13 protein-coding genes are annotated in these 16489 nt (G+C 46.4%); 3 read left to right on the top strand and 10 right to left on the bottom strand.

Features of this window, described 5'->3' with window-relative positions; translation table 11 throughout:
* Window positions 1–8: 8 nt before the first annotated feature.
* The 8 genes from AC1WMD_RS04755 to AC1WMD_RS04720 form a co-directional block, all read right to left on the bottom strand.
* The gene (locus AC1WMD_RS04755; RefSeq protein ID WP_494256137.1) at window positions 9–776 is read right to left on the bottom strand and encodes a prepilin peptidase; all 768 of its coding nucleotides are present in this window, start codon (window positions 774–776) and stop codon (window positions 9–11) included.
* 25 nt (window positions 777–801) lie between these two features.
* Entirely contained in the window at window positions 802–1332 is a 531-nt protein-coding gene (locus AC1WMD_RS04750; RefSeq protein WP_494256136.1) for a prepilin-type N-terminal cleavage/methylation domain-containing protein, read from the bottom strand.
* A 97-nt stretch (window positions 1333–1429) separates the two neighbouring features.
* Entirely contained in the window at window positions 1430–2641 is a 1212-nt protein-coding gene (locus AC1WMD_RS04745; protein ID WP_494256135.1) for a type II secretion system F family protein, read from the bottom strand.
* Entirely contained in the window at window positions 2628–3686 is a 1059-nt protein-coding gene (locus tag AC1WMD_RS04740; RefSeq protein WP_494256134.1) for a type IV pilus twitching motility protein PilT, read from the bottom strand. The genes AC1WMD_RS04745 and AC1WMD_RS04740 overlap by 14 nt, the downstream gene beginning before the upstream one ends.
* A 12-nt stretch (window positions 3687–3698) precedes the next feature.
* Window positions 3699–5366: a GspE/PulE family protein gene (locus tag AC1WMD_RS04735; RefSeq protein WP_494256133.1), complete on the bottom strand. Its 1668-nt coding sequence runs from the start codon at window positions 5364–5366 to the stop codon at window positions 3699–3701.
* 8 nt (window positions 5367–5374) lie between these two features.
* Window positions 5375–6721 carry a VanW family protein gene (locus AC1WMD_RS04730; RefSeq protein WP_043905646.1) on the bottom strand — a complete coding sequence of 449 codons (1347 nt, stop codon included), beginning with the start codon at window positions 6719–6721 and terminating at the stop codon, window positions 5375–5377.
* Between the two features lie 21 nt (window positions 6722–6742).
* Window positions 6743–7543, bottom strand: a complete 801-nt coding sequence (locus AC1WMD_RS04725) for a PRC-barrel domain-containing protein (RefSeq protein WP_494256131.1) — start codon at window positions 7541–7543, stop codon at window positions 6743–6745.
* On the bottom strand, window positions 7533–8918 hold the full coding sequence (locus tag AC1WMD_RS04720) for a hypothetical protein (RefSeq protein WP_494256130.1): 1386 nt from the start codon (window positions 8916–8918) through the stop codon (window positions 7533–7535). The genes AC1WMD_RS04725 and AC1WMD_RS04720 overlap by 11 nt, the downstream gene beginning before the upstream one ends.
* A gap of 115 nt (window positions 8919–9033) precedes the next feature.
* Between AC1WMD_RS04720 and AC1WMD_RS04715 the strand changes: the two genes are divergently transcribed.
* Genes AC1WMD_RS04715 through AC1WMD_RS04705 form a run of 3 tightly spaced genes read left to right on the top strand, consistent with a single transcriptional unit; the run spans window position 9034 to window position 11807 of the window.
* Window positions 9034–9639: a PulJ/GspJ family protein gene (locus AC1WMD_RS04715; protein WP_494256128.1), complete on the top strand. Its 606-nt coding sequence runs from the start codon at window positions 9034–9036 to the stop codon at window positions 9637–9639.
* Window positions 9623–10189 carry a PilW family protein gene (locus AC1WMD_RS04710; protein WP_494256127.1) on the top strand — a complete coding sequence of 189 codons (567 nt, stop codon included), beginning with the start codon at window positions 9623–9625 and terminating at the stop codon, window positions 10187–10189. The genes AC1WMD_RS04715 and AC1WMD_RS04710 overlap by 17 nt, the downstream gene beginning before the upstream one ends.
* A 13-nt stretch (window positions 10190–10202) precedes the next feature.
* On the top strand, window positions 10203–11807 hold the full coding sequence (locus tag AC1WMD_RS04705; protein WP_494256126.1) for a hypothetical protein: 1605 nt from the start codon (window positions 10203–10205) through the stop codon (window positions 11805–11807).
* A gap of 73 nt (window positions 11808–11880) precedes the next feature.
* On the opposite strand, the gene AC1WMD_RS04700 is transcribed toward AC1WMD_RS04705, so the two are convergent.
* Window positions 11881–15036, bottom strand: a complete 3156-nt coding sequence (locus AC1WMD_RS04700) for a VWA domain-containing protein (protein WP_494256125.1) — start codon at window positions 15034–15036, stop codon at window positions 11881–11883.
* Between the two features lie 68 nt (window positions 15037–15104).
* Window positions 15105–16400 (bottom strand): bifunctional folylpolyglutamate synthase/dihydrofolate synthase, encoded by a 1296-nt coding sequence (locus AC1WMD_RS04695; protein ID WP_494256123.1) that lies wholly within the window; start codon window positions 16398–16400, stop codon window positions 15105–15107.
* Window positions 16401–16489 lie beyond the last annotated feature (89 nt).

Below are 16489 nucleotides of genomic sequence, written 5' to 3'. Positions count from 1 at the left end.
GTTTCCCCTTATATTGAAAAGAAAATGAATTCCTTATACCATTGAATGATATCGTGGCCGAAGAAATACGCAGTTAATGTACCAAGCGCAATCGCCGGCGCGAACGGCATCGGCTCGCGGCGCCGCACTTTGCCGAGCGCCATGCCGGCTAGTCCAATAATCGTCCCGTAAAAGGTAGAGAAAAAGAAAGCAAGCAACACCATTTTCCACCCTAACACAAATCCAAGCAGGGCAAACAGTTTAATATCGCCGCCGCCCATGCCGCCTTTAGAGATGACGGCGATGAGAAAAAGCAGCGAAAAGCCGACGGCCGCGCCAATCAGCGCGTCCCGCCACGGGATGAACGGAATAAACAGCCGCTCAAGCGCAAAAAGAAAGGCAAAGGCAAGCAATACTTTATCAGGAATGATCATATAGCGGATATCCGAGACAACGATAATTATCAACAGCGAAATGAGCGTCCAACTGACGAACAATTCTTTTGACCATCCCGCCAACAGCGGCGAAATCGTAAAAAGAATCGCCGTCGACAGCTCGATAAACGGATATAACGGCGATATTTTCTCCCCGCATCCCCGGCATTTCCCAGCTTGCAGCACGTATGATACAACAGGAATTAATTCCCGCGCCGCAAGCTGCCGCTTGCAGCGCGGGCAATGCGAACGAGGGAACATAATCGACTCTCCAACCGGCACGCGCAAGCCGACGACGTTAAAAAACGAGCCGAGGAGAATAGCTAATAGAAAAACTAATATAAATAAAGCGGTGACAGACATACTAGTCCTTCCTTAAAAATGCTTATTAGTTCTGTAATTTCACTACTTTATCACGTTTTAGGTCGCTTTCTGCAACAGCTGTGCCACCATTTCCTTGGATACCGCGTTCACCAGTGATTAATTTCACCGCATAACTTAACTTGTTTCCGGAATTTGAAATTAACACATACGAGAAGGAAGATGCTGGGTCGGCTGTAAGATCCGTTCGCAAATCATTATTACTGTCACTGTTATTATCAGAGGAGTCATTTTTTTTGTAACCTGAACCGTCCGGGCTTTTTACGGTTTCCAGATATCCTTTACTTTCTAGATAATGTAAAGATATAGCTGTTTTTTTTCCATCCGCCGGAATCAAATCTTTATCCGCCGTTACCGCGATTTTCGTCGCGTTAATCATTTGCTGTGCGTTAGACACATGCGCATCTTTTTTCGAGTTGTCGATTAGTCCACCAATCGCCGGAATCGCAATCGCCGCGATGATTCCTAAAATGACGATGACGGCGAGCAATTCGATAAGCGTTAGCCCCCGTTCGTTTTTCAACAATCGTTTCAGCATTGTAATACCCCTCTCCCTATTTTTTTATGTTTATCGCACTTTTTTCCTAATTATTTTACCACGATTTATGAATCTATGAGAATATATTCCTTGTAATTTATTGTTGAATATGGTTGAAAATATCGTACATCGGCACGATAATCGAAGTGACGATCGTCCCGACAATTCCTGCTAAAAGCACGATCATGAGCGGCTCGATGAGCGATTTGAGCCGGTCGGTGCCGGCGTCGACTTCCGCTTCGTAAAAGTCGGCGACTTTTGCCAGCATCGCGTCTAATGCCCCCGTTTCTTCGCCAATCGCGATCATTTGCGTCACCAGCGGCGGAAACGCCCAATGCTGCCTCATCGGCTCCGTGAGCGACTGGCCGCGCTCGAGCGCGTCGCGCGCCTGCTTCATCACTTTCGCAATCACTTCGTTTTCGACAACATTTTCGACGATCGCCAGTGCCTGCAAAATCGGAACCGAACTGGAAAACAAAGAGCTTAGCGTCCGTGTCATTCGCGCCAATGCCGCTTTTTGCACGAGCTTTCCGAAAATAGGGATGCGCATTGCGGCGTAGTCAAGGTAATATTTTGTTTTCTTTTGTCTTTTCATCAATGAAAACAAGACATATACCGCTATGAACGCAATGATGACGAGCCACCAGTATGTTTGCATCACTTCGCTTGCTTTTAAAACAAACTTGGTGATTGCCGGCAATTCGGCATGGAAGTCGGCAAACATTTCGACAAAGGTTGGAACGACGGCGACTAATAAAAAGATGACGACAGCAACAGCAATGATCGCGACCGCTGTCGGATAAGCCAAGGCCGATACGATTTTTTGCCGCGTGCGATGCATTTTTTCGAAATGATCGGCGAGCCGCTCTAACGTTTCGTCCATACTGCCGCTTGCTTCACCGGCCTTTACCATATTGACAAACAAGGGAGGAAATATGCGCGGATGCTTCGCAGCAGCAGCCGAGAGCGGATTTCCGGAGCGGAGCGATTCTTCGATATCGATGAGCGCTTTTTTAAGCGCTTTGCTTTCCGTCTGGCTTGCCAAAATGCGTGTCGAATCGACAATCGATACGCCCGCGCGGATCAGCGTCGCAAACTGGCGCAAATAAATGACGAAATCTTGCAGCTTCACCGCTTTGCCAAACGTAATTTCTTTGTTTAATAACGTTTGCGGTGCTTCCGCAATTTCGATGACCTTAATCCCTTTTTGCCGCAATTTTAATACCGCATCCCGCTTGGACTCGCTTGCAATCGTGCCGCGTTGCCGCCGCCCTTTCATATCGCGGCCTTCATATTTAAATTGAGGCATGTTCGTCGCCACGCTCCTGTGCAAGATAAACTTCCGCCACTTCGCGATCGATCGATCCCGCCTGCATCAACTCTTTTATGCTCATTGCCAGCGTATGCATGCCAAGCGAGCGGCTCGTCTGCATGACGTTGGCGATTTGATGCACTTTCTCGTTGCGGATTAAGTTCGCCACCGCAGCGTTATTGATTAAAATTTCCGTCGCCGCTACCCGCCCAGTTTTTTGTGGGGTCGGAAAAAGGCGCTGCGCAATAATCGCGACAAGCACAGACGCAAGCTGGATGCGGATTTGCGCCTGCTGAGCGGGCGGAAACACGTCAATGATGCGGTCAATCGTGGCCGGGGCGCTTGCTGTATGCAACGTGCCAAGCACAAGATGCCCCGTTTCCGCGGCGGTAATCGCGGTATGAATCGTCTCTAAATCGCGCATTTCCCCGACTAAAATGACATCGGGATCCTGCCTTAACGCCGCGCGCAACCCGTTGGCAAAGTTGTTCGTATCAAAGCCGACTTCGCGCTGATCGATGATGCAGCCGCCGTGTTTATGCAAATATTCAATCGGGTCTTCCAGCGTAATAATATGCTTCCGCATCGTTTTGTTCATATAATCAATCATCGCCGCCAGCGTTGTCGATTTTCCGCTTCCGGTCGGACCGGTCACCAGCACGAGCCCCTGCGGCTTTTCGGCGATGCGTTTGATCACTTGTGGAAGCCTTAATTCATCGATCGTCGGAATTTTTGTCGGTATAATGCGGATGGCAAGTGAAATGCATGACCGCTGCTTAAACACATTGATACGGAAGCGGGAAACGCCTGGTATCCCGTAGGAAAAATCCAATTCGCCTTTTTGCTGAAACTGAAGCCACAGCTGCGGCGGAATAATCGCCTTCGCCATTTCTTCCGTATCTTCCGGGCGCAGCACATCCTGGCCGTATTTTTTTAATTCGCCATGAATGCGGAAAATCGGCGGAACGCCGACCGTTAAATGGACGTCGGAAGCTTTTGTTTCAAAGGCGGCACGCAGCAAAGCGTTGAGCTTCTCTTTCATGTTTCTCACCTTTTAGCTCAAAATCGCGACTTTCAACACTTCTTCGAGCGTCGTCAACCCTTGCTTGACTTTTAGCAATCCGTCATCAATTAAAAAAATCATCCGATTTTTAATGGCGAGCTCGCGCAGCTTGGAAAACGGCTCTTTGTTTAAAATGACGCGCCGCATTTCCTCGGTCATGACAAGAAGCTCGTGAATCGCCATCCGTCCGCGATAGCCCGTCATATTGCACGTCGGACAGCCGCGGCCGCGAATGAGCTTATCGATTTTCATGCCGCGGCGAGCGAAAATTTCGATTTCCCGCTTTGTCGGTTCCTGCTCTTCCTGACAGTCGCGGCAGACGCGGCGGACGAGCCGCTGGGAAACAACCCCAGCGAGCGATGTCGCCACTAAAAACGGTTCAATGCCCATATCGATGAGGCGGGTGATCGTGCTTAACGCATCGTTCGTATGCAAGGTGCTTAGCACTAAATGGCCGGTCAGGGACGCGCGAATCGCCACCTCCGCTGTTTCGCGGTCGCGGATCTCCCCGACCATAATAATGTTCGGGTCTTGGCGCAAAATCGAACGAAGACCTTGGGCAAACGTCAAACCGACGTTCGGGTTGACTTGGATTTGATTGACCCCTTCTATCTGGTATTCGACAGGATCTTCGATCGTAATAATATTGACTTCTTCACTGTTTAAATGGTTGAGCGCCGCATAGAGCGTCGATGATTTTCCCGACCCGGTCGGTCCGGTAATCAAGACGATGCCAGTCGGCCGCTCAATCAACTCGATAAACCGCTGCAAGTTTAATTGATTAAAGCCAAGTTTATGTATATCGTTCAGCGCCGCTCCCAAATCGAGCACGCGCATCACGATTTTTTCGCCATAGACCGTCGGCAGCGTGGAAACGCGCAAATCGACCGGATGAAAATCGATGTCCATTTTAATCCGGCCGTCTTGCGGAATGCGATGTTCGGTAATATCCATGTTCGCTAAAATTTTAATTCTAGCGGTAAGCATGCTTTGCATATGTTTTGGCAGCGCGCGGTCGGTCCGCAATATGCCATCAATGCGATAGCGGATGAGCACTTTCGTTTCCTGCGGGTCAATATGAATATCGCTCGCCCGCTGTTCGACGGCCAGCTGCAAAATTTGGTTTACAAGGCGAACGATTGGAGAATCATCTTCGATGGCTCGCTCTTCTTCCCGCGTTTCCGGCGCCGGTGCCATTTGCAAAAAATCTTCCACCGACTCATCAATGTCATAATATTTATTAATCGTGCGCAAAATATCATCTTTCGAAGCGATCGCCGTTTCAATTTGAAACCCTGTCGAAAGGCGCAAATCATCAATGACAAAAAAGTCCATCGGGTCCGCCATTGCGACAAGCAGACGCTCTCCCTCAATTTTTAACGGCATCACCATATGGCGCTTGGCAAATTCTTTGGAGATGAGGTTGGTCACCTTTGGATCGATCGGATAGCGATATAAGCTGACATGAGGAATGCCTAATTGAAACTCAAGCACTTCAATTAATTGCTGCTCCGTAATATATCCCCGCTGCAACAGCGCGTCGCCCAGCTTTTGCCCAGGCGCTTTTTCCTTTAACGCTTCCTGCAGCTGCGCTTCGGTAATTAAACCAGCTTCCACTAATAAATCGCCTAATCGTTTCCGTTCTTGTTTTTTCTTCATCCTCATCCCTACTTTTCGTGGTCATGGTTCTTTTGGCCGCCAGAAACGTTCGTGGAAGGCGTTAGTCCGTTTTCCGACTGCCCGTCTGTAGATGGAGATTGCTGGTCATTCTGCTTTTCGTCCGCCTGTTCGCTGTTTTGATTATTATCTGCTTGCTCTTCATGATTTGCCGGCTGTTCTGTGGAAGATGAATTTTCGTTCGTATCGGATGGCACGTCTCCTACCTCTAAACCACGGAGCTCGATATTATAGGACGGCGGATAAAAATCTTCCGCAATCGTCTCGACGCGCACACGATGATGCTGCCCATCGTACGTTTCTCGTGTTACTTTGACGAGCATTCCCCGTTTGCCGCTTTGTTTCAATTGACGTTCCCCAGGGCGGAGGAGCGGGCTATATTGCACGACCGTCCTCGGTTCGAAATATTCGGCATTTCCTACTCTCGCAACATATTGATAAGCGAACGGCAGCCCAACAAGCGTTACGCGCAAGCCGGCTTCGCCTTTTTGAAACGACAGCGTGTAAGCGGTCGTGTTTGGATTATAAAATTGCAAGTCGCGGCGGTCGTCGACCTTTGCTTCATAACCGATTTTAATCCCATCAGGCAGTTCGCGGCTCGTATGCCGTTCGACAATCGTAAAATTGGTCGGCAAAATCGTTTCATAGATCGCCGAAGCCATGATGCTCATCGCTTCGGAAGAAAGAGATTTTCCCGCTTCCTTCATATAGGAGGCAAGGGAAAAAATTTGTTTTCCTTTTATTTCGATCATTGGATTGGCAGCAACCCATTCGAGCAGCTCTTTATTGCTAGTTTTGATGACGGCGGAGCTCACCGCCTGCTGCGCATCACCGTCAACCGGAATGTATGCGGCAAGATCGAGCTTCGATTGCGTTTGCAGCCGTGCGGCAATATCTATTAGGTCGTTTTCTAATTTTTTGAGATTAATAGCTGAATCAAGCGGGGAAGGAAGCAGCTTTTGGATGATGGCCGAACACGCTTGCATATCCACGAGCACGAGAAGCGGCGCTGATCGTCCAGAAACCATTTGCGCTACGCTTTGTTCCGGTTGAAACGTAAATAGCGACGCCGGAATGACATCTTTCTTTTCCTGATACACCACGGCGATAGAAGCATTCGCTTTCCATTCGTTGACTTTTTCCTCCACCACTTGCAGCGCTTCCTGCTTTGATTTTCCTGCCAGCGAAATCGGGCCAACCATCGTTCCTGCGGGCAGACGGTCGGTGTCAGCGAAAAACGTTTCATAAGCCAGCGCTCCTATTTGCGAAAAACTAATGAAATAAATCGTGCAAATGGCTATGATAACAAATAATTTTACCGCAGCAGCGCTTCTCACCGCCTACCTCTCCCCTTTTTCTTATGCTTCCACGTTCATCGACAAATCGACAATCACGCTCGGCCCTTCATCCTGCGCTTTTTGAATATGCACTTCCGTCAGTACGGTGCCAGCCGCAATCAGCACGTTTCCATTTTTATCGAAAATATCTTTCGTAACCCGCTTTCCTTTTAAAAGAGCGATTTGCTTTTCCCGCAATGCTTGCAGCGCTTCGATGTTTTCCGCTTCCTCTACCATCGCTTCAATATTCGAATGCCACACAGATACCTCTTCAAGGGCGGTTTGTTCATCGGAAAGATCCTCCGTCGCTTTTTCCTGCTGTGAAATAAGCAAACGGGCTTCGTCAAGCAAAGATTGCGGCGCATCTTCGCTGACCACTAAAATATCTTTTCCGTACGTTAATATCGCTGCCGCTGGCAGCACCGCCTGGCGGTCGCCAACGCGCAATTCGACGCCAATGATTTCCCCTGTTTCTTCATTGACAAAAAACTCAGTTACCTCGCCTAGCAACTGTCCTTTTCTCGTCATCGCCTTCGTATTTTTAATGCGAATTTGTTTGTTGACAAGCTGGTTGGCAATCGGAATTTCCGACAAATCAATGACATCGTGAACATTCTCTACTGTTACGGCGAACTCACCGATACCGATCACTTTTTTAAACGGGATCGCTTTTAAGCTTAGCTGCACATCTTCTTGTTCCACCGTCAAAAAATCGAGCGAACCTTTTTCCGGATTAATGACGAGCGTTTTGACTTTCCCGATTTGTGTGCCGTCAGAAATACTGATAATCGGAAGGCCAATGATTTGTGCACTATTTTTCATGCTTTTCACCACACCCATTTTGTAATTTCTTTACCATTTCTTGAAGAAATTGAATTTCCGCTTGTATGATTGGGTAGGAGCGGAATTTTTCTTGCAGTTGGACAAGCCATGCGGCAAGTCGATCATATTGTTTCTCTAATACGTAATGTTCCATTAATAACCGAGCAAATACATAATAATCATGATCAGGCAACGGGGCTTGCAAACATTGCATCAGATGTTGTTCATATTGGAACGGATCCATATGTTTACGGTTGAAGCGAAGCTCATCGACCACGGTTTGAATCACTTCCGACCGCACTTGCAAAATAAGCTCACCTTTTTTCGGCACCTTTTTGCCGCTTTCCTGTTCAACCACTGATTGCTCTTCTTCGCCTGCATCGCGCTCCTGCTCCGCCAGCTGATATCCGTCTCCTTCTTCTATTGTTTCACGCCATATCGCGTCGCTGCGATCTGCTTTTTGCACTTCTATTTCTGCCGGAATGATTTCCTCCCATTCCATCTCATTCGCTTCTTCTGCCTCTAAACCGTTTTCGTTAAGCGGCAAATGATCGGTGAGCACGTCCCAAGTATGTAAATTCGGCCGTTTTTCTTCACCGTCCGCTTCTGTTTCCTGCGTCGCTGCAGGAATGACAGCCATCTTTTCTTCCAGTTCCGGCGTCACCGCAACGGGCAATTCATCAAGCAGCTCCGTGTGTGGAGCGGCCGCCGACAGTAGCGGCTCAACGCTTTCGTTTTCATGCTGATCGGCCATTTCAATCGTTTTCCAAAAAACTTCGTCTTCGCTTGCATGTTCCGGCTGTGTTTCCTCCACGGCCGTTTCTGGCGGCAACTCGTCCAATGCCGACGTTTCCTTTAGTTTGTCATCGTCATTGTCTGACGCTGCTTCGATTCGTTCGGCATCCGCAGCCGCTTCAAAAGGCAATTCATCGACGATGATGATTTCCTCTTCTTCATCTGCCGTTGAATTTTTTAGGGAAACGCTGCCCGCCGCTTCGATTGGCATTGGTGTTTCCTCTGCGGTTGCCTCTTTTCCGCGCAAAACGTCTATATTTTTGCTCACAGCACCGAAAGTTTCGCCAGCCTGTCCATTTGGTGCTTCCAGTTCTTCATCATCATCCGCTTGTTCTTCCAGGTAAAAAACGTGGGCAAATTGGCGATGAAGCAAATAGGTCAGAGCGATCATCAATAATCCTACTAATATAGCAAGCTGCCACATTGGAAAAAAGGGTTTGGCGACAAGAGAAAGAAAAGAGAACAGCAAGGCAATCAGTAGCACTGCCATTTTCCCAGCCCTGCTTAATCCGACCGGGAGAACAAACAAAAGCGGGATCGCCAAGACAAAGGCAATGACCATAAAAATAGCGTGCTTCAATATGTCACCCCGTTTCCCGATAGCATGACAAGACCATTTTCCTATAAAAAACACAATATTGGACTCTAACATATTGTATAATAAAGTTACATATTTTGAAAGAAGGGTATGGCAAATGGCACAAAAGAAATTTTCTATCATCGGCCGTGCGAACGGATTTACGCTGCTCGAAGTACTATTGTCCATTACGATTTTATCTACCGTTGCGATCGGCATGTTCTACTTTTTTACCAATGCCATGAAATATACGACATATAACCAAGGAAAAACGGTGGCGATCAACATCGCGCGCGGGGTATTGGCCTATATGGAACGCCTCGATTTTACAGCATTAAAACAGTATGTCGATAAGGAACTGCACGATTCCAGCATGCCGTTTGTTAAACTAAACGCTTCTAGCTGCAATCTTGCGCTGTTTGAAGAAAAGCAGGTGTGCGAGGCGCTGCTTCGCCCCACGATCAACAACGTTACATATGATGAAACCCGCATTCATGTATTTCTCATTCCATATGACAAAAAAGCGTGGGACGAGCTGAAAACAGCCCCACCAGAGGAATTCCCTGCATCATTAAAACAGAAGATTCTTAGCGAAAATATCGAAAATCCTGACGCGGATTTGCAAAACTATCTGCTCAAAATTTATGTGATCGTGCGCTGGGGCGACCGAGCCGATGAGTCGGAATGGGTAGAAGGTGTGATTGCCAATGAGACGATACGTTAATAATGCGAACGGACTATCTCTTGTCGAACTGCTAGCCGCCATTACCATTTCTTCCTTTATCCTTGTTTCTATTTATGGCGTGTTTTTCAGCGGGTTGAATGCGTATAAGCGAATTTTTATCGAAAACCAGTTGCGCAGTGAAGCGGATTATGTCGTGGCGACCGTGATGAATGAACTGTACCAGTTTTCTCCCGACGGCCTCAACATGGAGGAAACAACAGATCAGCAGCTGCAGTTTGTAACCGATCGCCAAAAAGTGATTAATTCTTCCGTCGGCATTGTCGAAGAGCAAAAAATGGACCGTAAAACGCTCACCGTTTCTTTGCAGCAGAATGCCGTATTGCTCAATGGGGAGCAACTTCATTCCTCGCATTTAAAAATCGTTTCCAGCCAGTCCAATCTTTCTTATCGCTGTGCGAAACAAGAAGAAAATATTTGCCGAAGCGGCATCATTACGATCAAACTTTCTGTTCAAGACCGCGATCATGACGATCCGGATGGCCTGTTATATATAAAGCCGTTTACATTAAAGACCGAATTCGGATTTTAAAGGAAGTGAGGCTATGAATGAAAAAGGACATAGTTTAGTCGTCACCCTTCTGATCATTACCATCTTTTTTTTGCTCGGTTTAACGATTTTATCTGTCTCTATTTATCAAGCAAAATTTACGGAAATGCGCGTGCAAGACATTGAATCGCTTCATGAAGCGACAAAAGCGATCGAGGAAACGATTGCGGAAATGAAAGTAGTGATAGATGATTTTGAGTTGTCTACGCCAGAAAAATTAGATATGCAGTTAAATACACTAATCCCTACCTTGCAACAGCGCTACGGCGTGCAAATTAAAGATGTGACAGGCGATTATAATATCAATCGCGCAAAATTATTTACTCGCGTTTATCTTATTTCGAAACCCCACGGCAGCAAGACTGTGGAAAGACGGGTGATTTTGACGAATACGCCAAGCTTTTTGAAATATGCGATCGGATCGAAAGAAGATGTTATTTTAAACGGTGGGGCGTATATTGATGGAAATATTTATGCCGGAAAAAACGCCTACGTTACAAATGTAGCCAATTACATCGATAACTCCGATAAACATATGGAACAAACGTCGTTTCCAACAACGAGCAAGACGAGTGTATTGTTTGTCAATGGAAGTTATTATTCTTGTAACGATAAGGAAAGATCCTGTTACAATGCGGATAACGTTTTTCGACGTATTGAGGAAAGTTATTCTAATGACGTGCGCTTTCAATCCCAAGGTCCTTCCATTCAAAAAGAACATGAAGAATTTATTGATGTCGATTTTGACTGGACCGTAAAAGATAAATTGTTAAACGCAGCGGGAATGGAAACATTTAGCCAAGAGTATGAGACTTATATTGATAAAAGCATAGACCAACTTTTAAATGAACTGCAAGACCAAGGCTGCTTTGCTGTCTTTGACAGTGTTTCATCATTACGAGAAAATATCGATTCAACTAGTCAATCGATTATTCTTAAATCGGAAACACCCCCTTTGTTAGATAGCGGCGAACTTGACTTACAAAATAAATGGCTAATTGTCAATGGTGATTTATTTCTGGGAAACAGTGTCAACACGCCAACAAAAGTACGGGGAAATATTATTGTGCGCGGCAATTTGATAATCAGCGGCGATATCCAGCTTGATTCGACGATTTACGTCCTTGGGCGCACGTTCATTTACACCGCCAATATTGCCGGCTGGAATGATAAAGAAGTCGTGCTTCTTTCCAAAGGGCCGCTAGAAATCGCGCGCATCAACGAGTTTGAAAATGAGTTTAAAAACAATCCTGAAAAATTTGAAGAGCCGAATTTAAAAGGCTACTTTTATACCGATAGCAACGCCGTTCTCTACGCGGTCGGATCGTATATCAATATTAAAGGAGGTTTGTTCGCGCGCGGCAACGAGCTTGAACTCGCGCCCGATTCGGATGTTTCCGGGCTTGTCATCAACGCCTATCGCGGCGCGGCGGAAAAACAAGGTGGCTCCATCTCTTTTACACCGCCTCCGTCGCTTGATCAAAAAGAGGAGTCCCGCTTTGTCATCCGCCATGATAAATCGGTATTTATCAATCGCGGGGAAGGATTGCCGTTTGTGAAAAAGCTGTCACTTGTCGTTGACAAGCTAATGGTAAAATAAAACGACGCAGGGATAATCTGATGTCATCCTTTTGGAGTAAAAAAGAAAGGGGGCCTTAGGCTCCCTTTTTGTTTTACCATCTATTCTTTCCGCTTTCTCCATCGTCGCCTGAAGACGATTTCTCGCGGACAATCACCGTGATCGAATCTTTGATTTCTTTACCATCCTTCGTTTTCGCTTTGGCTATCGCAGTAATCGTTGAATATCCAACGTCTTTGGCAACGATATACCATTTGCCTTGCCGCAGGCGCGCTTCGACGTATTCCGAAGCGGACGATTGTACAGAGTCAAGGCTTTTATCTGTCGCATCGCTTGGAGTAAAGGTTAATTGCGATTCGACGTCGAGCTCTTCGCCTACCGTCATATATAAAACTTCCTGTTGGAAATCGATCGCTTCGAGCGGCACGAACGGGTCAATAACCGTAATGGTAGCCTTTGCCGTTACATTGCTGCCGTCTGTCGCTTTCACCGTAATCTCTACCGTCCCCGGCTGAACGGCCTTGACTGTTCCGTCCACCACCGTCGCGACGTCCGGATCGCTCGAAGTCCATCGCAGCGTTTGATTCGTCGCATCGCTTGGCTCGATTGTTACCGGAATCGTCTGCGTTTCGCCGATTTCCATCGTTTGTTTATAGTCTCCTAATGTTAATTGGCGAATGAGCTTAGTATACGTAAGCGATACCGTGGTAATGCCGTCTCCTTTTGTTAATCCGCCTTTCGCCTTAATGGATATCGTCGACGTTCCATCCCAAGTGATCGGAATTTCATATGGTGAATTGAGCGGCTTCCAAGCGCTATCTTGCTTTGGATTTTCGACTTTATATTCGTACGTGACACCTTCCCCTGCGACACGCCCTGTTACTTTAACGGTTACCGGTTCTGTAACAGTCGCGCCACTTGGGACTTGCTGATCATCTCCGGTTATAATTGCTACGTGCGGTTTTAAATATAGCTTCACCGTCTCACCGTTATTGTACGTGACGAGAAGAATGGAATCGTCGTCTTCCTTAAATTGCAATGCCTTTACCGGAAGCATCAGCAATCCGTAATCGTTCGGATGTTTCGTCGTTCCAAGCAAATTGGCTGCTGAATCAAGCTCTTGCCATTTCGTAATAAGGCCGCGGCTGTCTCCTTCGTAATATATATCGGGAAATTCACGTAAGCGGACCTTCATTGCAATCCGTTGCGAAGGGGGAGTTAAAGATGCCGTCCGCGCGCCGTATTTGCTATCTTGAAAAGAAACGAAAGCCGGTGGCAATTGCACCCCTTCCATTGCCCAATTCGCCTGAAACGTTAATTCGGCGGTAATCTCTTTATTATTTAGCTCCTTATAGTTGATAACCGTATTTGGAAACATAATCTCGGCGTACTGGACACCATTTTCCGTATATACGGTCACGTTTTGCGACGGAATTGCCGTAACTCCTTCCGGAAGCTGCTGAACCAATTTGATGTTGCTTATGTTCCCGGATGCGCTCCCAACATAGCCAATGGCTGTTAGCGAATAACGTGCTTTAAATCGGTTCGAATCATCATCTGTATTACCGAATTTCACTAAGTCGTCTACGCCTCTCGTAATTCCTTCTAGCGTCACCGTTCCGTCAAACGACGGCGGCACTTCGTCTTTCACGACGACCTTGACTGATTTCGAGATCGGTGTTTGTTCTACTCCGTATATATCGCGATATGTCAATTCCGCGGTAAACGTATACTCCCCTTTTGCTTTAAACCGCATCGGAATCGGAATGGTAACCGGCGGCGGTGCTGGCTGCCCTACTTTATACGGAATCGAAAACGTGATGTAGGCGTTTTCTTTCTTTTCATCGAGCCAAACTTGATCCGTCTCGACAATTTCCACGTTTCCGCCAAACGAGGTTAGCGGAATTTTTATCGTTCCACTTAACACCGGATCGGTCGCCAGCTTCGAAAACTCCTGGAAAATTTCCGTTAGGTTTTGCTCCGTGCCTCGCTTCGCCTGTCCACCTGTCATCGCGGATAGCTTTTCTAAATAATCCATGTCGACATCTTGATGATTACCGAAGCCGATGGAATATAGTGTAATATTGTTCATACCGAGGGTTTTAGCGATATTAATTCCGTGATCGCGAATTTTTGCTTCTGCCTCGTGGTATTGTAAATATTGTGTCTCTGTTTCTTTTTCCGAATAGTAAACCGTTCGCATTGGTGTTATTACCGGAAAACCAAATAATATTGAATATAACCTATATTCAACATCTAAATTCTCTATTTTCCCTTTGTATCGAATCGGCTCTTTCGCTTTAGAAACTGTTGGAATTCCATCGGTTAAAAAGATAATATACTTTTTTCGCGATGGATCATTAAAAAATGATTGCGCTCTTTGTAATGCTGCTGAATAGTTTGTCAGTCCGTGTGCGTTAAGACTGTTGGCTGTACTAGCAATAACATCTAACTGTGCTTTTGCATCTTCATACTTCGAAAATGGAACAACTTTTATTTCATCTATTTCATCAGAAAAAGGAATAAGAGCAAAACGGTCATTCGGATTAACGTTTGCTTTAAAATAGTCAATAGCGGACTTAAGAGCGCTTTTGGCAAGTTGAAGCTTCATCCATGTCATCGACAATGACACGTCAAACACAAACACGACATCAATCGGAGGGCGAACGATGTTGTCCACTCTGCCTTTTGGAATTAACGTTACATCTAATCTTCCTTGCGCATCTGCGTTGGGCGGCTTGGCATATTCATTTTGCGAGGATGTAAAAGCAAAGTCTAAATATGCGCTGCTTTGGGAATTTCCTTTCTCATATTCGTAAGGGACAGATGGAAATGAAAAATATAAATCTTCTTTTCCACCCCCCAACGTCCGATAGGCATCGACAGTGATTTCGTATGTCACCGTTTCTCCTTGCGCTGCCGGCCATTTGCCGGTCATATCGAGCGAAAACGTATATTTTTTCTCGCCGTTTCGGTCGGCCGGCACTTCGACCGCGTCTGTGCGATAGCTTACCGCTCTGTTTTCCTGTCCCTTTACGTTAATGCGGACATCAAAATGGGTGATCGTGTTTCCGTTTCCTTCCCCATTGCCGGGCGATGTCGCCCATCCTTCGATTTTCTCATCCGTTACTAAAGTAATATCCCCTTCTTTTTTACTATCTGCCCACACAAATTGTGCATCGATATGTAAAAATCCTAATATAATCACGAAAATTCCAATGAATGCTATTCGCTTTCGCCACAGTGCCACACGCCTCCCCTCCCCCTTCCAAAGTACTATTTTTCTTTATTATATCAACATTTTTTTCTATATGGATATTACTTTTTTATCAACTTTCTTACTTCCGCAATAAAGTACAACGACCCGGTAATCAAGAAAAGATCGTCGCTTCGCTTTTGTTTTTTCTTTTCCTGAATCCAGCCTTTCCAGTCGTCCGTCGTCGCTTTGCGCGGATGGTCGCACAGCTCAGCAAGCTGTTTGGCGGATGCGGCGCGCGGAAAATCGAATGAAGTAAACGTCATCGTTTTGGCGATTTCGGCAAGCAACGGAATCATTTGAGCCAGCGGTTTATCCGCCAATGCGGCAAATAACACGTGAATATCTTTGTCGGGATAGTGCGAACGTACTGTATCAACAAGACTATGAATACCTGCCTCGTTATGAGCACCGTCAATAATGATCAGCGGCTTTTTGCTTACTTGTTCAAAGCGGCCGATCCATTTTGCCTTTTCCAGTCCTTCATAAATATGTTCTTTTTCAATCAAAAACGAATAGCACATCCGCAAATACTCCGCTGCCATCACCGCCAGCGCCGCATTTTGCGTTTGATGCGCTCCAAACATCGTAATTTTTACATCTGGATATTGCGAAAACGGCGTTTCCAGCGAAAAACGCTCTCCATCAGTGACCGACTCGTGCTGAACGATCAAAAAGTCCTCTCCGAGCCGATACGTTTTTGCTTTCAGTGATGCCGCTTTTTCCGAAATTACCGTCCAGGCTTCTGGCTGCTCGACGCCGGTAATCAACGGTACTCCTGATTTAATAATGCCAGCTTTTTCAAAAGCGATTTTATCTAATGTTTCTCCTAAAATATTCATATGGTCATAGCCGATGTTAGTAATGATGGAAAGAAGCGGATAAATCACGTTCGTCGAATCAAAGCGGCCGCCAAGTCCGGCTTCAATAAGCACCATATCTTGAATGTTCATTTTCCCGAAATAATAAAACATCATCGCCGTAATGACTTCAAATTCTGTCGGCGCGCCAAGCTCGGTTTGCTCAAGCTCTTCGGCAAGCGGCTCGATCACTTGGACGAGCTCGACAATTTCTTGATCGCGAATCGGCTTGCCGTTGACGCTGATGCGTTCGTTAAATTGCTCGACATACGGCGACGTAAACGTGCCGACAGAGTAACCTGCCGCTTGTAAAATATGGCGCAAATAGCTTACCGTTGACCCTTTTCCGTTTGTTCCCGCGATATGAATCGCCCTGATGCGGCGTTCCGGATGTCCAAGCTTGTCCATCAACCATTTCATTCGTTTTAATCCTGGTTTTATTCCTAAACGCAAACGCCCATGAATCCACTCTAGCGCTTCCTCATAGGTGCGAACCATTGGCATGTTCCTCCTTGTATGATGATAAGAAAAGACGAATCCAAAATTTCCGGATTCGTCTTCATGATAAGTGAAGGAGCGTTCCCTTG

It is taken from the genome of Parageobacillus sp. NEAU-HV-2, assembly GCF_059115485.1.
This window is presented reverse-complemented; position numbering and strand designations above follow the sequence as displayed.

Coding starts and splice junctions, on each gene's coding strand:
- AC1WMD_RS04740 (WP_494256134.1), bottom strand. CDS start 3,686: ATGAAAGAGAAGCTCAACGCTTTGCTGCGTGCCGCCTTTGAAACAAAA.
- AC1WMD_RS04710 (WP_494256127.1), top strand. CDS start 9,623: ATGAGACGATACGTTAATAATGCGAACGGACTATCTCTTGTCGAACTG.
- AC1WMD_RS04725 (WP_494256131.1), bottom strand. CDS start 7,543: ATGAAAAATAGTGCACAAATCATTGGCCTTCCGATTATCAGTATTTCT.
- AC1WMD_RS04745 (WP_494256135.1), bottom strand. CDS start 2,641: ATGCCTCAATTTAAATATGAAGGCCGCGATATGAAAGGGCGGCGGCAA.
- AC1WMD_RS04715 (WP_494256128.1), top strand. CDS start 9,034: ATGGCACAAAAGAAATTTTCTATCATCGGCCGTGCGAACGGATTTACG.
- AC1WMD_RS04735 (WP_494256133.1), bottom strand. CDS start 5,366: ATGAAGAAAAAACAAGAACGGAAACGATTAGGCGATTTATTAGTGGAA.
- AC1WMD_RS04695 (WP_494256123.1), bottom strand. CDS start 16,400: ATGGTTCGCACCTATGAGGAAGCGCTAGAGTGGATTCATGGGCGTTTG.
- AC1WMD_RS04705 (WP_494256126.1), top strand. CDS start 10,203: ATGAATGAAAAAGGACATAGTTTAGTCGTCACCCTTCTGATCATTACC.
- AC1WMD_RS04755 (WP_494256137.1), bottom strand. CDS start 776: ATGTCTGTCACCGCTTTATTTATATTAGTTTTTCTATTAGCTATTCTC.
- AC1WMD_RS04750 (WP_494256136.1), bottom strand. CDS start 1,332: ATGCTGAAACGATTGTTGAAAAACGAACGGGGGCTAACGCTTATCGAA.